The following is a 19,304-nucleotide window of genomic DNA, read 5'->3' as shown; positions in this document are numbered from 1 at the left end:
CCGGAAGGAACGCCCCCATGAGCTTCGACCCGAACCCCAAGACGCGCGAGCTGCTGGCCCGCCTCGGTGCATTCATGGAGGCCCATGTCTATCCGAACGAGGAGCGCTACGCGCGGGAAGTCGCCGACGGCGATCGTTGGCAGCCGGTGCCACTCATCGAAGAACTGAAGGGAAAGGCGCGCGCGGCCGGGCTCTGGAACCTCTTCCTGCCCGATTCCGACCTGGGTGCCGGCCTCACCAACCTCGAATATGCCCCGTTGTGCGAGACGATGGGCCGCGTGCTCTGGGCGCCGGAGGTGTTCAACTGCTCCGCACCCGACACCGGCAACATGGAGGTGCTGGTCCGCTACGGCACCGAGGCGCAGAAGCGCGACTGGCTGGCGCCGCTGCTGGAGGGTCGGATCCGCTCTTGCTTTGCCATGACCGAGCCGGCGGTCGCCTCGTCGGATGCGACCAACATCGAAAGCGCCATCCGGCGCGACGGCGACGACTATGTGATCAACGGCCGCAAATGGTGGTCGTCGGGCGCCAACGATCCGCGCTGCAAGCTGTTCATCTTCATGGGCAAGACCGACCCGGACCATCCGGACCGGCATCGCCAGCAGTCGATGATCATCGTGCCGCGCGAGACGCCCGGCGTCACGGTGCTGCGCCACCTGCCGGTGTTCGGCTATGACGATGCGCCGCACGGCCATGGCGAGGTGCTGTTCCAGAACGTGCGCGTGCCGGCGTCGAACATGCTGCTGGGCGAGGGCCGTGGCTTCGAGATCGCCCAGGGCCGCCTGGGCCCCGGCCGCATCCATCATTGCATGCGCCTCATCGGCCAGGCCGAGCGTGCGCTCGAGAAAATGTGCCAACGGACGAAGAGCCGCGTCGCCTTCGGCCGGCCGGTGGCGGACCAGACGGTAACGCTCGAGCGCATCGCCAATGCGCGCATCATGATCGACCAGACGCGCCTCCTGGTGCTGAACGCCGCGCATATGATGGACACGGTCGGCAACAAGGCGGCGGCGAAGGAGATCGCCATGATCAAGGTCGCTGCCCCCAACATGGCGTGCCAGGTGATCGACTGGGCGATCCAGGCCCATGGCGGCGGCGGCGTGTCGGACGATTTCGGCCTGGCCAAGGCCTATGCCGCGGCGCGCACGCTGCGCCTTGCCGACGGCCCGGACGAAGTCCACCGCAACCAGATCGGCCGGCTGGAGCTGAAGCAGTACAACTGAGCCGCCGCGAACCGAACGATCCGGCGAAAAAATTTTCGCGGGGTCGTCGGCGGCCTCACCGGAGCTTCGTCCTTGAAGGTAAAGACGCCATCGACGGGACGGCGTCGCCTTCAAGGAGGAAGCCCCCATGGTCGATCAAACCGCCGCCCTGCCCCACGCCGTTCCTGACGCGCCGGCGGCACTCCGCTGGACCGGCCGCGTCATGAGCGGCCTCGTCGTGCTGTTCATGGCCTTCGACAGCACGATCAAGCTCATCAAGATCGCGCCGGTCACCGAGTCCTTCGCGGCGCTCGGCTATCCCGACACGCTCGCCCGCGGCATCGGCGCGCTCGAAGCCGTCGTTACGCTGCTCTACCTGATCCCGCGGACGTCGGTGCTGGGCGCCATCCTGCTGACCGGCATCATGGGCGGCGCGATCGCGAGCCACCTCCGCCTGGACGATCCGTTGTTCAGCCACACGCTGTTCGGCGTCTATCTGGGCGCGCTTGCCTGGGGTGGGCTCTGGCTGCGCACGCCGGCACTGCGGGCCTTGATGCCGCTGCGCCGGTTTCTCTAGGGCTGGGTTTCATAACCCGTAGCCGAGCACAAGCGGATCGCCGAGCTATGCCGCGAAAATTGTGAAACGCCGCGCCCGATCGCCGATTAACATAATACCCACGGGTCGGGAGAACTCGCATGTTCGAAAGCATCTTTGCCGTCGAGAAGCGGCCACTCCAAGTCGGTGCAAAGGCACCTCGGGCGAAAGCGGTCGCCTGGTCGGTCTCCGAAGACTTTGACTCAGATCAAGCGTTTATCGATCGACGAGCCGTCGTCGCGATCTTCGGCGCATCATTCATGTGCTGGGGCGTGATCGTCGCCGGTCTGACCGCGCTCTATCACACTCTCTGACATCCGGGCCGGCGGCCCTGGGGCGGCCCGCCGATTGTAGCAGCGTGGGGCAACCCATGCGCTCGAGCGACGGGCATCCGATCTCTATCAGCGTCACGCTTTGCCGAGATCACCACAAGTGACGTCATCTGCAGAAGGGCCGCACGCGTCCCGGGTCAATTGAAGGGCGACAAGCCAGGCTTTCGTCCTGAGGTGTCGCTGTTGAACATTGTCTCTCGGGAGACGATTGATGGACACGCGGTCTAGCGCGGGAACTTTCAAGTGCTCAAAAGCACTGCCGACAGCATTCGCGCCTTTCGCACTTCTCGCTCTTGTTTTCGTGTCCAGTGCAAGCGCGGCCGACGAGCCGGCCAAGGCCCCCGCTGGCAGTAATGATGGCGCAATCTGGGTGTCTTCATATTGCCTCGGCCAGGCGATGGCGCGCGGATTGAAGTTCAAAGACCTATTCGTCGCAAACAGTCAGCTGGTCAAAGCACTTCAAGCGCAACAGAGCGGGCCTGGCGCTGTCAATCGGACCGCTAAAATCAACGAACTCGAAGTATCTGCCTTGTACCTTTCAGCGAAGGTGCTGTTTCTATCGTCCGAGATGGAATGGATGAGTAAATTGTTGGAGGCTCTCGGGCAACATGTGGAAAATCCAGATCCAAAGATCCTGAACGAGGGCGTGGATCGCGGGAAAACGGGCGGCAATATCTTGTTTAACGCAGAAAGCCGCTGCCAATCCAAATGTGTCAGCTCCGGAGATGCTCTCGAGTTGGGCCGGTGCGTAGATTCGTGTGCGGAACAAGAAAATCACACCTTGTTCGGCGCTGCCAAGGAGTGTGATCACCTCTTTCAGCATGGAAGAAAATGAAGGGCAGTCGCGAATACAGAGCACTATCGCATTGGCTAGAAGCAGCCAATGCGATCCGGCTCTAAAACCGGTCGCGCTGGCGCAGGAAGGCCGTCCGATCGGCCTCCCGTTCGATATGGGCCGCAAGCCTGTCCCACAGGGCCGCCGGTGACGCGACATCCTGGAGGGCGCGCTTCACCAAGACCTTCGCGATTGGCCCGAGGAGGAGAGCGAGCGCCCGCTCCGCTCGCTCGACCTCGGCCGGTGTCACGCGCGCCAGCATCGTCTGCGCAGGCATCGTCTGCTCCGGCATCGTCTGCGCAGACATAGTCGACGCCGGAACGATTGGCGCCGCCGGCCGTGCGGCTGCAGGCGCCAAAACCGTCACATCTGCGGCCGATAGCGGCGGAACTGGCGCAACCGAGGCCATGCGCAGCGCCTCGGCCATTTCCGCGGCCGAGCCGAACCGATCCTGCGGCACCTTCGCCAGCGCCCGGCGCAACACAGCGCCGATCATTGGCGTCACGCCCGTGACCAGCGTGTCGATCTCTACCGGCTGCTCGTGCATCAGCCGGTAGATCACTTCGGTGGCGCTGCGGCCGGGAAATGCCCGCGTGCCGGACAGCATCTCGTAGAGTACGGCGCCGACCGAGAACAAATCACTGCGCGCATCCACGGCTTGGCCGAGACATTGCTCGGGTGACATGTAGCTGGGCGTGCCGATCATCGTGCCGTCCTGCGTCATGTCCGAATTGTCGAACCGGGCAACGCCGAAGTCCGTCATCTTCACCCGGTCGCCCGGCAGCAGCAGGATGTTCGCCGGCTTGACGTCGCGATGCACCACGCCGATGCCATGGGCGCAGCCGAGCGCCTCCAGCATCTGCAGCGCCACCCGGACGGCCGCCTCCGATGCCAGGCGCCCGCGCGCACGGAGCACGTCGGCCAGATTGGCACCGTCGACATATTCCATGGCGAGATACGGATTGCCGTCATGCAGCGCGAAATCATAGATCGCGACGATGTTGGCATGCATGCAGCGTCCCGCCGCCTGCGCCTCGCGTTGGAAGCGGGCGAGATAGTCGGTCTGCCCCTGCCCGCCGATCAGATCGGCGCGCACCAGCTTGATCGCCACCTTGCGGTCGATCACCGGATCATGCGCCAGGTAGATCACGCCCATCGCGCCGCGGCCGAGCAGGCGTTCCACCCGATAACGGCCGATGCTCTCCGGCAGAGGCGCGGATCCGATCTCGCTCAAGTCTCCAACAGGCGCATCGCGCCCTCCACGCTGCGCCGCATGCGGTTGAACGAGGCGGCGAGCGAAGCAATCTCGTCCTTGCCGTTTGCATCGAACTCGGGCAGCCCGGTCCTGCCGGTGCTGACCTCTTCGGCGAGAAGCGACATACGCCGGATCGGCCGCACGACGACATAGTGCAGCAGCAGGTTCAGCATCACCAGCATGACGGCGAATACGACGGCGAGGCCGCCCACCTGGGTCAGCAGTTGCTGCCTGGCATGGGCGAGCGGCACCTGCATCGGCACGGAGACGATCTGCGCGCCCTGCACCGCACCCAGCTCCCAGCCGAAGCCGTTCTTGGCCCCGTAGAGATCGACCATGGCGGCCGGCGCCATCTGCGGCGTCGCGTGGCAGCCGAGGCAATCCTTGTCCGTGATCCGCACCGGACGGGCGATCGACAGGATCGGCCCGGTCGGGGAACCGCGGGTGATGGTGAGGCTGGTCAGCGTCGGATTGCGCCGGAACGCGTCGATCATGCCGGCCTCCCACTCGGTCGCCTGGTCGGCCGGGTTCGTCGGGTTGAGCGCCGCCTCCTTATAGCCGTAGTCGGGGAATTTCTCGCCGAGCGCCCGCATCGTCGTTTCCGCCGCATAGAACGGAATGGTCTGCGGCAGGAAATGCAGCTGGTTCTGTTCGGCGAGCAGCGGGCCGATCTGCGCGTCCGTGTAGTGGCGAACGGCATTGGCCTCCTCGAGCATGACGGATGCCAGCTGCTCCACCTCGCTCCGCGCCGTCTCCTCGGCGACGCGCCAGGAATAGGCCGCCGCGAGTGCGAGGCCGACGATGAAGGCCGCCAGCATCACCAGGTTGAATTTGATTTTCAGTCCCATGTCGTCGCCAGCTTGCTGGCCTCCCCCGCGGTCAGATGGCCCGTCATCGGTGCGTGCTGCTCATGCTGCCAGCGGCGGATCGCGGCCCGGGTCTCGGGACCGAACACGCCGTCCGTCTGGGCGTCGTAATAGCCGAGCCGTGCCAAGGCATGCTGCACCTGGCGGCGCTGGGCCTCGGTCATCTGGTCCTCGTCCGGCAGGACCGTCGTGGCGGCAGCCGGCGAAGCCGGCGGTGTTGCCGCAACGGGAGCCGTGGGTGGCACGGTGCCGGCCAGGAACAGCCCGGCGTCCGGCAGTCGAAGTGCCGCCACCGTCGCGGCCTTCGTCCCGGCCAGGCGCTGCTGCGCGTCGCTGAGCAGCTTGGAGCTTTCTATCGTCGATCCGTGCAGCAGCGGCACCAGGGTTGCGGCCAGCGCCAGCGGCGTATTGCCCTGCGGCGTGTTCGCCGCCGCCAGATAGCCGAGGGTCGAGGGCGATGTCGGCGGCACCGCGGCATCGAGCGCCAGGGATGCCCCTTCGCCCGAGCCCCCCTCGCCTGAGACCGATGTCGGCACCGGCACCACGTCAAGCGCCAGCACGGCCGCCGCGGATCGGCTGGCGGGCATCGCGTCGGGCAGCGACTTCACAAGCAAGCCCTGGGTCAGCACATCGGCCGGCCGGCCGATACTGGCCGAGGCCGGCAGCAGGAACGGACGGCCCTCGTACCCCATGGCATAGGCGCAGACATAGATGAACGTCGGCGCATCGGGCTGGGCGGCGAGCTGCCGCTTGAGCGCGCCGAGCGCGGCATAGAGCGCGCCGCTGCTGGGATCGTCCTGCTCGTCCACGGTGAAGTTGAGCCCGCGCAACGCGGCGGAGACCGCATGCGCCGACAGCGCGCAACCGGCAAGCGCCGGCAGGCCGCTGTAGCCGGCCTCGCCGACCACGAGCGCGAACCCACCGCTCGCCGCCTGTGCGCGAGGCGGCATCGCGCCGAGCCAAAGCGTCCCGACGGCGGCGAGAACGGTAGCAGACCCAAGAAGTCGCTTGCGCATCGGACCTCGCCCCCCTGTCGTGCCCCCTTGCCGTGCCAACGCCGCGGCTGCGCCGGGCGCCTCCTGTCGGTCGACTTTCGGCTCGCGCTGCATTCTAGCCAGAAGGCCCCAGCACGGGAAAGCTGAGAGGCGGCGTTGTTCGTGCCAAAGCGATCGCAGCAGCTCCTCCACTTGCGAAGACTTCGTGCGGACAATGCGCGTTTCGACCAAGGGAAGAACGCCCAACCAGCAATAGAAAAAAGGTTGAATCGATCGGCGCAATGCTTATGTCGGGGACGGCGCCGAGAACCTTTCGCCCGCCGTGCGCCCATCCGTGGACTCGCTGGGAATGCAATGACTTTTGCCTGCAGCACTGTTCGGAGCATAGACAGAGGTCAGTCGGTCCGGAGAAATGAAAACTTTCCACAAAATTGATATTTATCTTCGAAATATAATCATTTCTTCGGATTTGCGAAATCCATATAAGCAATGACCCTAAGCTTGATAATCCGGGGGACAATTTTGCTAAAATATCTCGTTGCAGGCTTTGCCCTAACTCTTGCGGTCACGGCTCCGGCTCTTGCGGCTGGCGCGCCACACGGCGGGCGGTCCATGCCCACGCCGCCGAGCAGCAGCAGCGGCTCGAGCCTTCGCTCGACTCCTTACCAGTATGTGCTTCCGCCGGCGGCGCGGACGACGACGATCACGGTCCCGTCCAGCTCGTCGAAATAGCCGGCCCGCAGAGGGGCGGTCGCGGCTGCGACGGCCCCTTTTGCTTCCGAACCGAAAACGCTTTCGAAGGACGTTTAGGCGCGGAGGCGCGACTTCGGCAGCCGAAGTGTGACGGTGGTGCCTCGGCCCAACTCGCTGACGAGTTCCGCCGAACCGCCATGGAGCTCGATGAGCTGCCGGGTCAACGGCAGGCCGAGCCCGGTCCCGCTCGCGGCACGACCCCGGCCACCCTGACCGAACCGCTCGAACGCCCGCGGCACGTCTTCCGCGGCAATGCCGGCGCCTGTGTCGACGACATGGATGCCGACGCCCCCGACGTCGACGTCGACCTGAACGGCGACATTGCCGCCCGCTGGCGTGAATTCGACGGCGTTGGACAGCAGATTGATGAGGCACTGCTTGAGCCGAAGCCGATCCGCCCAGACGCGAAGCGGGCTGCCGGCAAACGGCTCGATGATGACGCCCTTCGCAAGCGCCTTCTCGCGCACCAGCATCTTGGCGTCACGGATCACGTCGACCAAGGGGACGACCTCTTCGCTGAGCTCGATCTTGCCTGCCTCGGCCTTCGAGATGTCGAGCAGTTGATTGATCAGCTCGAGCAGATGCCGGCCGCTCGCATGGATGTCGCCGACATATTCGCGATGCCTGCCCTCCATCGGCCCCAGCACGCCCTCGAGCAGCGCCTCGGAGAAGCCGATGATCGCATTCAACGGCGTGCGCAACTCGTGGCTCATGTTGGAGAGGAATTCCGACTTCGCCTTGCTGGCATCCTCGGCCTGCTGCTTGGCCTGCCGAAGATCGTCCGCAAGCCGTCGGGACGTGGCGAGGTCGGATTTGCTTTTCTCGAGTTCCAGCGCAACCGATACGTAGCTCGCATATTGTTCGGCATAGTCGTTGTTGATCAGCACATAGAGATCATGATGAGCCTTAAAGTGCTTTAGCGCGTTTTCATAATCTCCGGTCTGTCGATACGACTCGGCGAGCAGCTCGTGGTATTTGGACTGCGAGTACGACAAAAGGCCGGAGACCTGGGCTGCGTCGATTTGCGCGCAGCTGCTGATCGCTTCTCGATATTTGCCGAGGCCGAGAAGCGCTTCGCCCATACCGATATAGCAGCCGTTCCTGAGGTAGGAATTACCAGCCGAATCGGCAGACTCCTTGATCCGGCCAAAGATGTCGATGGCAGTCTGGTAGTTGCCGAGAATCAGATGGCATTGGGCCGCTGTATCGGCGACCGCATCGGTAAAGACCGGCCATTTTTCCTTGATCTCAGCCTGGAACTTGTCGTCGACAATATCGAGCAGTTCCTGAGCGTGCTGTGCGGCCAGCACTTTGTCGCTTTCCTCACGGGCACGATAGAGCAGCGTCTGCACCCGATTATTGAGCACGAGAAGGCGGTCGCCATCCGCGTTCGCCTCCTCGCACAAGGCCAGCGCCCGTTCGTAGGCGAGCTCCGCGCCCTGATAGTTCCTGAGACTGCCGAGGACGATGCCGGTCACGTTGAGGGACCGTCCTTGGCGGATGACATCCCCCATTTCGACCGCGAGCGCACTCGCGCGATCAAGCCAACTGAGCGCCTCGCCCATACGGCTAAGGTGCAGCGATGCCTGGCCGGTGTAGTAGCAGCAGCGCCACTCCTCGAAGCGCTGATCGCGCTCCGACAAAAGCCCGGCAGATTCCACACCGAGATCGGCCACCTCACGCCATTGACGGGCGTTGTAATAGACCTGCTGGGCACAGCCGAGCGCCTCGGCGAGCACCGAATCGTCGCCACTGTCCCGTGCGAGCATCGCCAGCTCGTCGGCCGCAGCAACCTGATCGGCTGAAAAATTGGCGGTCTCGATTCGGCGAATCAAGTTCGCGATTTGCGCCTTGCCCCGTGGCTCCGCCGGTTTCGTCAACATGCTGGCCGCATTCGTACTTTCGCTGCAATCGAGGGAACCCGCGCCCCCGGAGCGGTGTGTGACGGCGACGATAGCACACCAGCAACGGGTACACAGGCTTCCGGGCGCGCCGCCGCTCGGGCAGAGCGCGACCACTGGGCGTCAAGCCTGCGACGACGTTCAGCGTTCGGTCAAGCCGATGATCGGCAAAGGAAAGCAGTCACCCTCGGCACGATGCTCAAGATCGGATGCCGAGCTCGAACAGCCCGGCATGGAGGTCGGCTGGCTCGCCGAACACGCGAAAGGCGCCGGCCCGCACGAGCTCGTCGTCACCATAACCGCCTGAGAGCAGCCCCACGCCCAGCGTACCGGCCCGTTGGGCGGCGAGCATGTCCCAGATGCTGTCGCCGACGACGAAGCATTGGCTGGGCGGCTTGTTCAACCGGCGAGCCGCTTCGATGAACAGGTCCGGGTTCGGCTTGGCGAACGCCACCTGATCGCGCGTCACGATCGTCAACCGGTCCATCGGCTGCCCCAGCTTCTCGATCATCGGCAGCGCGGTCTCGGCGCGCCCGCTGGTCGCGATGGCCCAGGCGATGCCGATGTCCGTCAGATGGCTCAAGAGCGCTTCTGCCCCCGGCAGCGGCCGAATGCCGTCGAGCCGCCGCAGGAAGGCCTGGGCATGGCCGCGGCTGAGCTTGGCGCGCAGCTCCTCGTCGAGTTCCAGTCCCGACTCGCGCATGAGCGCGCGCGCGAACAGGCCGCCGCTCATGCCGATGCGCCGGTGAATGCGCCAGATCGGCACCTGGATGCCTTCCGCGTCCAGGGCCTCCGCCCAGGACAGGACGTGCTGGTAGACGCTGTCCATCAGCGTACCGTCCAGATCGAACAGAAAGGCAGCGTCGCCGGTCATGGCTCTCTCCTCTCGCGCGGGTTCAGGCTTGAGAACTACTGGCCTCCTGCACGAGGGCTAACGCCCGGCGTCGCGGATCATCCGGCGGCAATCGTGATGACCGTGCCCCGCGCGCTCGTCGTCTTGGCGAGCGCGATCAGGCGCTGCAGCACGGTGTAGGCGAGCTTACTGTCAAAATCGCTATGACGCCCAGCGGGTCAGCAGCTTCGAAATTTCGACCGGGTCCAGCACGTGACCGGCAGCCCCGAGGTCGATGGCAACACCCGGTATGCCGTGGACGACCGAGCTCTCTTTGCTCTGGGCGACGGTCGTGGCGCCGAGCTCCCGGAGCGCCTTCAGCTCCGCCGCACCGTCAGCACCCATGCCCGACAGCAGGATACCGGCCGCGTTCGCGCCGAAGCTCTCGGCAACCGATCTGAACAAATAGGAAATCGCCGGCCGGCTTCCGTTCTCCGCATGACCGGTGTCGAGGCGGATGGCGTCGGCCGTGACACCCATGTGGCTGCCGTCCGGCGCCAGATAGACATGCCCAGGCAGCAGCGGCTCGCCATGCTGGGCGAGACGAACCGGCAAGGACGACGCACCGCCGAGCCAATCGACGAAGCCTTCGACGAAACCCGGCGATATGTGCTGCACGATGACGAGCGGGGCCGAAAAGTCCGACGGCAGGCCCTTGAGAAGAGTCTGGAGCGCGATCGGACCGCCGGTCGACGCGCCGATCGCCACGATCCGCCCCTTGGCCCCCGCCCCGACGCTCGCTGCCGTCGGCGCGATACGTCGGCTGCCGATACTGGACTTCCGCCAACGTCGGACGACTTTCACCTCCGCCATCAGGCGAACGGTCTGCACCAGCTCGCCGGCATCCGCGGCATGCTCGCGATGTCCGATGCCGTGCGGGCGCCGCACGAAGGCGAGCGCGCCCGCCTCGATCGCGCGGAAGGTCGCGGCGACCTGATCGCTCATGGTGCTGCTGACGATGACGATCGGCGTCGGATGGTCTTCCATGATCCGGCGCGTCGCGGCGAAGCCGTCCAGCCGCGGCATGTGGATGTCCATCGTGACGACGTCGGGCCGCAGCCGCGCCACCGCCTCCGCCGCCTGCACGCCGTCAACGGCCGTTGCGATCACCCGGATATCCGCTTCGGCGCTCAGGATATGCACCAGGAATTCGCGCAATGTAGGCGAATCCTCGGCGACCAACACTCTGATCAACTAGCACTTCCTCACGTCAGGCGGCTGGCAATCTGCAACAGGTTGCTCTGGTCGAAACTGTCCTTGACGATGTAGGCGTTCGCGCCGACATCGATCCCCCGCTCGCGATCCGCCGCGGATCCGAGCGATGTGACGAGAATGACCGGCAGGTTCGCGAGCGTGCGGTCGCTCCGCACTTTCGCTGTCAGGTCGAGACCGTTGATGCCCGGCATTTCGATGTCCGAGACCAGCAGATCGAACGGCTCTGCCGTGAGGCTGGCCCAGGCGTCGCGCCCGTCGACCGAGGTCTTGACCCGATAGCCGGCGGCTTCCAGCACATGCTTGAACAGGGTCCGCGCCGTGATCGAATCTTCCGCGATCAGGACCGACTTGCGCCGTGGCGGCCCGGTGACGATGCGCGTCGGTGCCGGCGCCAGCGCCGCCCCGTCCATGAGATCGCGGACGTTCAGGATCAGCGCGATCGTTCCCGTGGGCAGCACGGAGCCCCCGGTAACATGGCGCACCTGGCGCAGCTGTCGGCCCAGCCCCTTCATCAGCACTTCGCGCTCGTCATGGATCCGGTCGACCGCGAAGGCGACGGATTGGCCACCCCAGCTGAGGACGATGACGTTGCGATGATCGGCGGCGCCGTCGATGGCGCCCGGTATTCCCATGACATCCTGGAGCCAGACCAGGCCCAGCGTACGGCCGCCGAGACGAATAGTCTCGCGGCCTTCGACCGTGCTGATCTCGTCGACCGAAACCCGCGCCACCCGTTCGACATGCCGGGTCGGCAGGATGAAGGCGGCGCCCGCGGCCTCGACCAGAACGCCGCGGAACGAGGCGAGCGTCACCGGCAGCACGAGGCGGAAGCTCGTACCCCCCCCGGGCCGGGCCTCGACGCGCACCGAGCCACCGAGCCGTTCGACCTTCTCCTGGACGATGGCGAGCCCCAGGCCACGGCCCGACAGGTCGGTCGCAATCGGGCTCGTCGACAGCCCGGAGCGGAAGACGAGCGCAAGCGCGTCCGCATCGCTCATCGCCGCGTCCTGCTCTGCCGAGATCAGGCCTGCTTGGCGCGCCGCCCGGCGCAGGCCGGCCGGATCGATCCCGGCGCCGTCGTCGCTGATCGCGAGCTCCGCCCGGCCCGAGTCATGTTGGGTGATGGCGATGGTGATGACGCCGCGCGCCGGCTTGTTCCGGCGCACGCGCTCGGCCGGCGCCTCGATGCCGTGATCGACCGCATTGCGGACGAGATGCAGCAGCGCGTCCTTGATTTCCTCCTGGATGCGCCGGTCGATCTCGAGCTCCTCGCCCCGGACGACGAGCTCCACCTCCTTGCCCTCAGCGCGCGACAGGTCGCGCACGACCGACGGCAGTGGCTCGAGCACGGCCGAGAACGGCACCATCAGGACCTGCTTGGTGCCGTCGAGCAGATTGTCGATCATCTTGCCGAGCGATCGAAAATCGTCTCGCGCGGCACTGGCGAGACCGGCCAGGCGGTCGGCAACCCACCGGTAGGTTTCGTCGTCGGCAGCCGCCAGCCCGGTGGACCCGTCGGCGCCGGCGAAGCGGCGGGCCTGGTCGCGGACCCTCCTCCGATGGGCGAGCTCGTCCGCAAGCGCGCTCAGTTCGCTCGCCTGCCGGGCGGCGGCAAGCTTTGCCGCGACCAGTTCCTCCGCTTGATGCAGCAGGGCGTCGAGCTTGGTGGTGGCAATGCGCACCGTCTGCCGCGGCGCGCCAGGCCGGGCGGGTGTCGCGGCAGGCGGCGGAAGCGTCGGGGGCGGCGCCAATGGCGTCACTGTCGTCGTGGGGACGACAATGCCGGCCGGGCCGTCAAGGCCGTTCGTCGCCTGGCCGAGGCTCTCGATCACCGTCGCCGCGGCCTCGCGCGATCCCTCCTGCGCGCCGCCGGGCAGCAGCTCCCTGATCTGCGCGAAGCCTCGATGCAGCAGATCGAGCAGCTCCGCCGGCGGCGTCAGCCGGTTTCGCTTCAAGACGGCGAACACGGTCTCGAGCGCGTGGCAGAGTTCGACCACGACCTCGAGATTGACCGCCCGGGCGGCACCCTTCAGCGTGTGGACCTCGCGAAAGGTCGTCTCGATGAGCTCCTGCCGCCGGTCGTCCGCCGGGTTCTGCTCGAGCGCCAGCAGTCCGGTGGCGATGGCGCTCAGATGCTCCTCCGCTTCGACCTCGAACATGGCCAGCAGCTTCTTCAGGAGCTGTTCGTCCTGACGGGTCATCGACCGACCTCGCTCTACGCTCGATACTGCACCGCCATCGCCTTCAGCTTATGGCCGAGCTCGTTCAGGTTCTGCGCTGCGCTCTCGGCCTGCTTCGTGGCGCCCAGGTTCTGCACGCTCGCCTGCCGGATGTTCTCCATGGCGAGCGCCACCTGATCGATGCCGACCTGCTGCTGCTGGTTCGACGCGGCGATCTGGGTTGCGGCCTGGGTCGCAACCGCGATGCTCTGGGACAGCCGCTCGATGGCCTCGCCCGCCTCGACCGACAGTTTCACGCTCGTATCGACCGCCTTGCTGCCCTGCTCCGCCGCGAGCACGGCGGTCGCCGTCGCCTTCTGGATATCGCCCAGGATCGTGCGCACCTGTGCCGTCGCCTGCTTGGATTGCTCGGCGAGACTCTTCACCTCCTGCGCCACGACGACGAAGCCCCGGCCCTGGTCGCCGGCGCGCGCCGCCTCGATCGCGGCGTTGACCGCCAAGAGATTGGACTGTTCGGCCAGGTCGTTGACCGAGGCGACGATCTCACCGATCGCCTGGCCCTGTTCGCTCAATTGCATGACCGCCTCGGCGATCGCACCGATCTGCTCGCGGACCTTGCTGATGCCGTCGATCGACTGCTCGACCGCCCGGCGACCGCTTTGCGACACCTGGATCGTGTTCTGGGCGGTTTCCGAGACGTAGAGCGCCTTCTCGCTCGAGACCTGCGAGGTCTTCTTCACTTCCTCCATCGTGGCGCTGGTCTGGGCGAGCGCCGTCGCCGTCTCGGACGCGCCGGCGGCGACCTGGGCCGTGATCGTGACGATCTGGTTCGCCGCCGTGCCCAGCACATTGATGCCCTCGCGGATCTCCTGGATCAGCACCCGCAGCTTGCCGGTCATGGCGTGGAACGTCCGGCCGAGCATGCCGATCTCGTCGGTCCGCACGGTATTGGTGGGCGTACTGACCGTCAGATCGCCGCCGCCGATTTGCTCGGCGGTCACGGTGATGTCGCGCAGCGGGCCCGAGATATTCCGGCCGAGGAAATAGCCGGCGGCAATGACGAACAGCGCCGCGATGGTGGCACCGCCCAGGATCACCCAGAGCGTATTCTCCGAGCTCGCCGTCATCGCCGCTTCGCGCTGCCGCAGCAACTCGCTCTCGATGGCCTGCATGCCGGTGATCTGGCGGCGCACCTCGTCCATCACCTGCTTGCCGCGGTCGGTCAGGACGATCTGCCGGGCGGGCTCGAAGCCCTGTGCCCGGCGCAGATCGACGGTTTCCTTGAGCTCGTCCAGCTTGTCCTTGATCGGCGCGCGCAGGGCTTCGATGTTGCGCTGCTGGGCCGGATTGTCGGCCGTCAGGTCTTTCAGCGACTGCACCGCGCGGTCGATGTTCCGGACTGCCGTCTGATAGGGCTCGAGATACCGCTCTTCGCCGGTGATGAGATAGCCGCGCTGGCCGGTTTCCGCATCCTGCAGGACCGACAGCAGACCGGTAAGCGCCACCTGCACCTCGAAGCTATGCGCGCGCCAGATCGCTGTCTGGGTCAGCTTCTGCGTATTCTGGTACGAGACTGCCGCGACGATGAGCAGGATCAGCAGAACGGCCCCCAGGCAGGCCCAGATCTTAGCACCGACGGAAAATTTCATGACGATCCCCCTTGTCGCGCTTCGGCTCGGTGGTTGTTTTCGGTTTGGTTCTATTGCGCCGCGTCCACTCCGATGATGACCTCCTGGGCCGCGAGCAGCGCCGCGGCATCGAGGATGGCGACGCCGGTACGGTCGACGCCGAGCAGGTAGGGTGCGCGCCCGCCGCCGAGCGTCGGCAGCGAGGTCTCGATCTCGGACGGCGGCTCGGCACGCACGCCATGGATCGCCGTCGCGAGCACGCCGACCGGCATGTCCGGCGCTTCGAGCACCACGAGCCGCTCCGCCGCCGGCCCGTCGAACGGCGGCAGATCGAACAGGCGGGCGATGTCGAGGACGGACAGGATCTGGCCGCGCACGGCGGCGATGCCGCCGATGAACGCCGGGACGCCGGGCACCCGGGTCACCCCGCTGATCGTCGCGACCTCGCGGACGTGGGCCGTCTCTATGCCGTAGCGCTCGCCCGCCACGGCGAATTCGAGGAACTCGACCTGATCATCGGCGACCCGGCGCGTGCCGATCGGGCGTGCCATCACCTCAGCGCGCTCGCGCAGGACGTCGCGCATGGCTTGCGCGCTCCGCCGGCTGCCGCGGCTCAGCGCGGCCTCGATCTGCGCCAGGCGCCGATGGATCGCCTCCCAGTCGGTCATGATTTAGCTCCGGTCACGGCTTCCCTCCCTCGACCATCTCGGCGGCGTGACGGACGATTTCGCGGAGCCGGTCGACCGTCAGTCCTTCGGATTCGGGCAGCACGTCGCCCGGCGCCCGTCCCCTGAGCAGCTCCAAGGTATTGCGGTAATGCTTGCGTGCCTCCGGGCGCTTGCCTTCGATCCGGGCGAGATTGGCCGACGCGAAATGGGCGAGCACGAAGCCGGGATCGAGAAACAGCGCGCGGTGCAGCGAAGCGGCCGCATCCGCCAGCGCGCCCATTTCCTGCTGGATCATGGCCAGCAGATAATGGTGGCCGGCGTTGAGCCGATCGGCCGCGACCAGCTTTGTGCTCCAATGCAGCGCATCCGCAAGGCGACCTTGATTGGCATAGGTCCGCGCCAGGAGAAGCATGGCCGAGACGTCGGCCGGGCGGCTCGCCAGATACTTGACCAGGATTTCCGAGGCCTCGGCATAGCGCCCCTGATCGTGCAGCGCGGATGCCGCGCGGCAGGGATCGGGCTGGCCTTCGACGCTGCGGATCGGCTCGGGTCGCGGCGCCATCGGTGCCGGCGCTGGGACGATCGGCCGCACCGGCGGTCGCGGCTGCGGGACGACGGCCGCCTGTTTTCGGTAGAGCGTCGTGCCTTCGACATCGGCGAGGACGAAGGGGGCAAAGAGCGCCGGCGAGCCGTCGACGGCGCTCGGCACCAGCCAGCCGCCATCCCGCAAGGCCCGATGGAGATAGCCCACGACCGCGCGCGCCCGATCCGGGCTGAAATACATCAGCACGTTCCGGCACAGCACCACGTCCATCGCGTTCGTATTGCTGTCGATCGACGGGAAGCGGTCCTCGACCAGATTGTGGTAGGAGAAGGTCACCATCGCCTTGATGCGCGGGACGATGCGGCTTCCGCCGTCGGGCTCCCGGGTGAAGTACCGGTCCCTGATATCCTGGCCGACGCCTCGGAACGACCAGTCCTTGTAGACCCCCTCCTCCGCGCGCCGCAGAAATTGCGGATTGATGTCGGTCGCAAGCAGCGTGATGTTCCAGTCGGCGAGATCGGGGATCAGCCGATCGAGCAGCATCGCGATCGAATAGGGCTCCTCGCCCGTGCAGCAGGCGGCACTCCAGATGCGGAGCGCCCGGCCGTCCGCCCGCCGAGCCTGGATGAGATCCGGCAGAACCCGGGTCGCGAGCACCTCGAAGCTGCGCGGCTCTCGAAAGAAATAGGTCTCGCCGACCGTGAGATGGCTCGCCAGCACCTCGATCTGCGCCCGGGTGAGACCGGTCGACAGCAGATGGAGCACGCAGGCGGCGGCGTCAGCGAAGCCGAGGTCGGCAGCGGCCCGGTCGAGCCCCCGCGTGAGCTCGGTCCAGCGATCCGGCGCAAAGTGCAGCCCGACTTGCGCCGCGAGATAGTCGCTGAAGCGCGCGAGCAGTCCGTCGGACAGGCTAGAATCCATGGGAAGCCTCCGCCGCGGCGCCAACCGCCGCATCGAGCTTCGCCTCTTCATCGAGCGAGAGGAACGTCGTGAGGTCGTGCACGACGATCGTGCCGTTCTTGAGCTTCGCGACGCCGTCGACATAGGCCATGTTCGGCAGGATATCGGTGGCGGCAATCACGTCCGCCGGTGCCAACTCCAGCACGTCGCCCACGCGATCGACCAGCAGCGCCACGGACCGGCTGCTCGTGCGCGCGACTATCAGATGATCGTCGAGCGTCGGGCGGCGGGCAGCGAGGCCGAAACGCTTGCGGGTGTCGACAACCGGGATGACGCGCCCGTGCATGTTAATGATGCCGAGCACAATGTCCGGCGCCTCGGGCAGCGGCACGATCTCGACGATGCGGACCGCGCGCTCCACGGCGGCAAGGTGCAGCGCGTAACGTTGGTGGCCGAGGGTGAAGCTGAGCAGAAAGAGTGCTGGGGCCACAGGCGCTCACTCCGTGGCCGCGTCGGGGGTGAGGCGCTGGATCGTCGCGATCAGCTGATCGAGGTCGATCGGCTTGGTCAGGCAGACGTCCATGCCGGCCTGCCGGCACCGCTCCAGCTCGTCGCTCGTCGCATTGGCCGTCAGCGCCACGATCGGGATGCGATGACCACCGTGTTCGGCGGCACGGATTTCCCGTGTCGCGGCGAGGCCGTCCTGGACCGGCATCTGCACGTCCATGAGGATGAGGTCGTACTTGCCGGCCTTGGCGGCCTGGACGGCGGCGGCGCCGTTGTCGACGACGTCGACGCGGTGCCCTGCCGTCTCCAACAGGGCGGTGACGAGGATCTGGACCGGCGCGCTGTCCTCGGCCAGCAGGACAGAGCGCGCGGCGGTGCTCGGCTGTTCCGCATCTGCGGGCTCGTTCCCGTCGGCGCTCGTCGCCGGCGCGATCGTCGCGGGCACTTCGAACCAGAACGTGCTGCCCCGGTCCGGAACACTGTCGACGCCGATCCGGCCGCCCATCAGCTCGACCAGGCGCCGGCAGATGGCGAGGCCCAGTCCCGATCCGCCGAAGCGTCGGCTGGTCGAATCATCGACCTGGCTGAATTCCTGGAACAGCCGGTCGAGCCGGTCGGCCGGAATGCCGATGCCGGTATCGGCCACGGTGACGCGGAGCGCGGTGCCGCCCGGCACAGTATTGCCCAGCATGGGCTCGATCCAGTCGGCGGTCAGCGAGACACGACCGGCATCGGTGAACTTGATTGCATTGTTCAGCAGATTGAGCGTGACCTGCCGCAGGCGCATCGGATCGCCCACGAGCCAGCTCGGCACCCTCCCGTCGATCCGGCTCTCGACCGCGAGCCCCTTGGCCTCCGCGTTATGGACGACGAGCGCCTCGCACCCGGCGAAGATGCCCCGCGGTTCGAACGGGACCTGCTCGAGCTCGAGCTTGCCCGCTTCGATCTTCGATAGGTCGAGAATATCGTTGACGAGCGCCAGGAGTGCGCGGCCGGCGTCGCGCTGAAGCTCGAGGAAGCGGCGCAGCTCGTCCGGGTCGGGCTGTGTGCGCAGCAAGAGTTCGGGAAAGCCGATGAGGCCGGTCAGCGGCGTGCGCAGCTCATGGGACATGGTCGCGAGGAATTGCGACTTCGCGCGGTTCGCGGCCTCGGCGGCGGCCCGGGCGACCGCCAGCTGCTCGGCCGTGGCGGTAAGCTCGGCCGTACGCTCCTCGACCCGGCGCTCGAGCAGATCGTGCGCCTCGCGGAGCCGCTCCTCAGCCAGCTGATCGGCGGTGACGTCTCGTGCGATGGCGACGAGCCCCGCGACCTTGCCGACCTCGTCCCTGATTGCCGCCCGGGTCGTCGAGAGCCAGCGCGGCTCCTCGCCCTTGGCCTGCAGCTTGACCACGGTGCTCAACGGGGCCTGCATCGCGTGAAGGACGCGAGCGTCCTCGTCCTCCAGGAGCTGCGCCTGCTCGGGAGGCAGGAAATCGCCGGCGCGCTTCCCGATCGCGAGCGTCGGGTCCTTGAGCCCCAGGGCGCGGGCATGGGCCCGGTTGCTGCGCAGGTAACGGTGCTCGCTGTCCTTGAAGTAGATCGCGTCCGGGACGTTATCCATCAGGTTGCTGAGCAGGCGCTGCTCGTCGGTGAGCGCCCGCAAGAGCTCGCAATGATCGGCGGCCTGGCGGATGAGATGCTTGAGCTTCGTCGGGTCCCACGGCTTGGAGATATAGCCGAAGATGCGGCCGGAATTGACCGCCGCGACGACGGCATCCATGTCCGAATAGCCGGTGATGAGAATGCGCGTCGCATTGGAGATTTCTTTCGCGCGCGTCAGGAACTCGTGCCCGCTCAGCCCCGGCATGCGCTGATCGGAAATGATGACCGAGAGGTCCTTCGTCTCGCGCAACGTCTCTATGGCCGACAAAGGCGAAGCGTTGACCAGGACATGGAAATCGTCCTCGAGCGTGTCAGCAATGGCGGCAAGGACCTGCGGTTCGTCGTCCACAACCAGAACCGTCGGAAGGAAAGTATCGTCCACCATACCCGTCGCT

Annotated in this window: 16 protein-coding genes; 4 read left to right on the top strand and 12 right to left on the bottom strand. The window is 66.4% G+C overall.

What is annotated here, in order from left to right:
- Nucleotides 1-17 precede the first annotated feature (17 nt).
- The 4 genes from IEY58_RS09095 to IEY58_RS09080 all read left to right on the top strand — a co-directional run bounded on the left by IEY58_RS09095 (nt 18) and on the right by IEY58_RS09080 (nt 2,964).
- Nucleotides 18-1,223: an acyl-CoA dehydrogenase family protein gene (locus IEY58_RS09095; RefSeq protein ID WP_189044836.1), complete on the top strand. Its 1,206-nt coding sequence runs from the start codon at nt 18-20 to the stop codon at nt 1,221-1,223.
- A gap of 127 nt (nt 1,224-1,350) precedes the next feature.
- Nucleotides 1,351-1,779, top strand: coding sequence for a DoxX family protein (locus tag IEY58_RS09090; protein WP_189044834.1), 429 nt, complete (start codon nt 1,351-1,353; stop codon nt 1,777-1,779).
- Between the two features lie 119 nt (nt 1,780-1,898).
- A complete protein-coding gene (locus IEY58_RS09085; RefSeq protein WP_189044832.1) occupies nt 1,899-2,111 on the top strand; it encodes a hypothetical protein in 213 nt (70 codons plus the stop codon).
- A gap of 229 nt (nt 2,112-2,340) precedes the next feature.
- Entirely contained in the window at nt 2,341-2,964 is a 624-nt protein-coding gene (locus IEY58_RS09080; protein WP_189044830.1) for a hypothetical protein, read from the top strand.
- Nucleotides 2,965-3,025: 61 nt separating this feature from the next.
- On the opposite strand, the gene IEY58_RS09075 is transcribed toward IEY58_RS09080, so the two are convergent.
- From IEY58_RS09075 to IEY58_RS09020, 12 genes are all read right to left on the bottom strand, one after another.
- Nucleotides 3,026-4,198, bottom strand: a complete 1,173-nt coding sequence (locus tag IEY58_RS09075) for a serine/threonine-protein kinase (RefSeq protein ID WP_189044828.1) — start codon at nt 4,196-4,198, stop codon at nt 3,026-3,028.
- Nucleotides 4,195-5,067: a c-type heme family protein gene (locus IEY58_RS09070; RefSeq protein WP_189044826.1), complete on the bottom strand. Its 873-nt coding sequence runs from the start codon at nt 5,065-5,067 to the stop codon at nt 4,195-4,197. The genes IEY58_RS09075 and IEY58_RS09070 overlap by 4 nt, the downstream gene beginning before the upstream one ends.
- The gene (locus IEY58_RS09065) at nt 5,058-6,035 is read right to left on the bottom strand and encodes a peptidoglycan-binding protein (RefSeq protein ID WP_189044824.1); all 978 of its coding nucleotides are present in this window, start codon (nt 6,033-6,035) and stop codon (nt 5,058-5,060) included. Before IEY58_RS09065 ends, IEY58_RS09070 begins: the two co-directional genes overlap by 10 nt.
- An 851-nt stretch (nt 6,036-6,886) precedes the next feature.
- Nucleotides 6,887-8,716, bottom strand: a complete 1,830-nt coding sequence (locus IEY58_RS09060) for a sensor histidine kinase (RefSeq protein WP_189044822.1) — start codon at nt 8,714-8,716, stop codon at nt 6,887-6,889.
- Nucleotides 8,717-8,933: 217 nt separating this feature from the next.
- A complete protein-coding gene (locus tag IEY58_RS09055) occupies nt 8,934-9,608 on the bottom strand; it encodes an HAD family hydrolase (RefSeq protein ID WP_189044820.1) in 675 nt (224 codons plus the stop codon).
- A 180-nt stretch (nt 9,609-9,788) separates the two neighbouring features.
- Complete coding sequence (gene cheB / locus IEY58_RS09050; protein ID WP_229743635.1) at nt 9,789-10,811, bottom strand: chemotaxis-specific protein-glutamate methyltransferase CheB; 1,023 nt, start codon at nt 10,809-10,811, stop codon at nt 9,789-9,791.
- A gap of 20 nt (nt 10,812-10,831) precedes the next feature.
- Nucleotides 10,832-13,042, bottom strand: coding sequence for a hybrid sensor histidine kinase/response regulator (locus IEY58_RS09045; RefSeq protein ID WP_189044817.1), 2,211 nt, complete (start codon nt 13,040-13,042; stop codon nt 10,832-10,834).
- Nucleotides 13,043-13,056: 14 nt separating this feature from the next.
- Nucleotides 13,057-14,670: a methyl-accepting chemotaxis protein gene (locus IEY58_RS09040; protein ID WP_189044815.1), complete on the bottom strand. Its 1,614-nt coding sequence runs from the start codon at nt 14,668-14,670 to the stop codon at nt 13,057-13,059.
- A gap of 50 nt (nt 14,671-14,720) precedes the next feature.
- Complete coding sequence (locus IEY58_RS09035) at nt 14,721-15,317, bottom strand: chemotaxis protein CheW (RefSeq protein ID WP_189044813.1); 597 nt, start codon at nt 15,315-15,317, stop codon at nt 14,721-14,723.
- A 13-nt stretch (nt 15,318-15,330) separates the two neighbouring features.
- On the bottom strand, nt 15,331-16,782 hold the full coding sequence (locus IEY58_RS09030) for a CheR family methyltransferase (RefSeq protein ID WP_189044811.1): 1,452 nt from the start codon (nt 16,780-16,782) through the stop codon (nt 15,331-15,333).
- Nucleotides 16,772-17,251: a chemotaxis protein CheW gene (locus IEY58_RS09025; protein ID WP_189044810.1), complete on the bottom strand. Its 480-nt coding sequence runs from the start codon at nt 17,249-17,251 to the stop codon at nt 16,772-16,774. The genes IEY58_RS09030 and IEY58_RS09025 overlap by 11 nt, the downstream gene beginning before the upstream one ends.
- A 6-nt stretch (nt 17,252-17,257) precedes the next feature.
- Complete coding sequence (locus IEY58_RS09020; protein ID WP_189044809.1) at nt 17,258-19,294, bottom strand: response regulator; 2,037 nt, start codon at nt 19,292-19,294, stop codon at nt 17,258-17,260.
- Nucleotides 19,295-19,304 lie beyond the last annotated feature (10 nt).

Source organism: Aliidongia dinghuensis (genome assembly GCF_014643535.1).
GTDB classification, from domain to species: Bacteria; Pseudomonadota; Alphaproteobacteria; order ATCC43930; family CGMCC-115725; genus Aliidongia; species Aliidongia dinghuensis.
Note: the sequence above shows the minus strand (reverse complement) of the source record. Positions and strands in the feature narration are given on the sequence as shown.

Bases quoted from the DNA above. Each gene is read 5' to 3' on its own strand.
- IEY58_RS09095 (WP_189044836.1), top strand. From the start codon at position 18: ATGAGCTTCGACCCGAACCCCAAGACGCGCGAGCTGCTGGCCCGCCTC.
- IEY58_RS09090 (WP_189044834.1), top strand. From the start codon at position 1,351: ATGGTCGATCAAACCGCCGCCCTGCCCCACGCCGTTCCTGACGCGCCG.
- IEY58_RS09085 (WP_189044832.1), top strand. From the start codon at position 1,899: ATGTTCGAAAGCATCTTTGCCGTCGAGAAGCGGCCACTCCAAGTCGGT.
- IEY58_RS09080 (WP_189044830.1), top strand. From the start codon at position 2,341: ATGGACACGCGGTCTAGCGCGGGAACTTTCAAGTGCTCAAAAGCACTG.
- IEY58_RS09070 (WP_189044826.1), bottom strand. From the start codon at position 5,067: ATGGGACTGAAAATCAAATTCAACCTGGTGATGCTGGCGGCCTTCATC.
- IEY58_RS09065 (WP_189044824.1), bottom strand. From the start codon at position 6,035: ATGCCGCCTCGCGCACAGGCGGCGAGCGGTGGGTTCGCGCTCGTGGTC.
- IEY58_RS09060 (WP_189044822.1), bottom strand. From the start codon at position 8,716: ATGTTGACGAAACCGGCGGAGCCACGGGGCAAGGCGCAAATCGCGAAC.
- IEY58_RS09055 (WP_189044820.1), bottom strand. From the start codon at position 9,608: ATGACCGGCGACGCTGCCTTTCTGTTCGATCTGGACGGTACGCTGATG.
- IEY58_RS09045 (WP_189044817.1), bottom strand. From the start codon at position 13,042: ATGACCCGTCAGGACGAACAGCTCCTGAAGAAGCTGCTGGCCATGTTC.
- IEY58_RS09040 (WP_189044815.1), bottom strand. From the start codon at position 14,670: ATGAAATTTTCCGTCGGTGCTAAGATCTGGGCCTGCCTGGGGGCCGTT.
- IEY58_RS09035 (WP_189044813.1), bottom strand. From the start codon at position 15,317: ATGACCGACTGGGAGGCGATCCATCGGCGCCTGGCGCAGATCGAGGCC.
- IEY58_RS09030 (WP_189044811.1), bottom strand. From the start codon at position 16,782: ATGGATTCTAGCCTGTCCGACGGACTGCTCGCGCGCTTCAGCGACTAT.
- IEY58_RS09020 (WP_189044809.1), bottom strand. From the start codon at position 19,294: ATGGTGGACGATACTTTCCTTCCGACGGTTCTGGTTGTGGACGACGAA.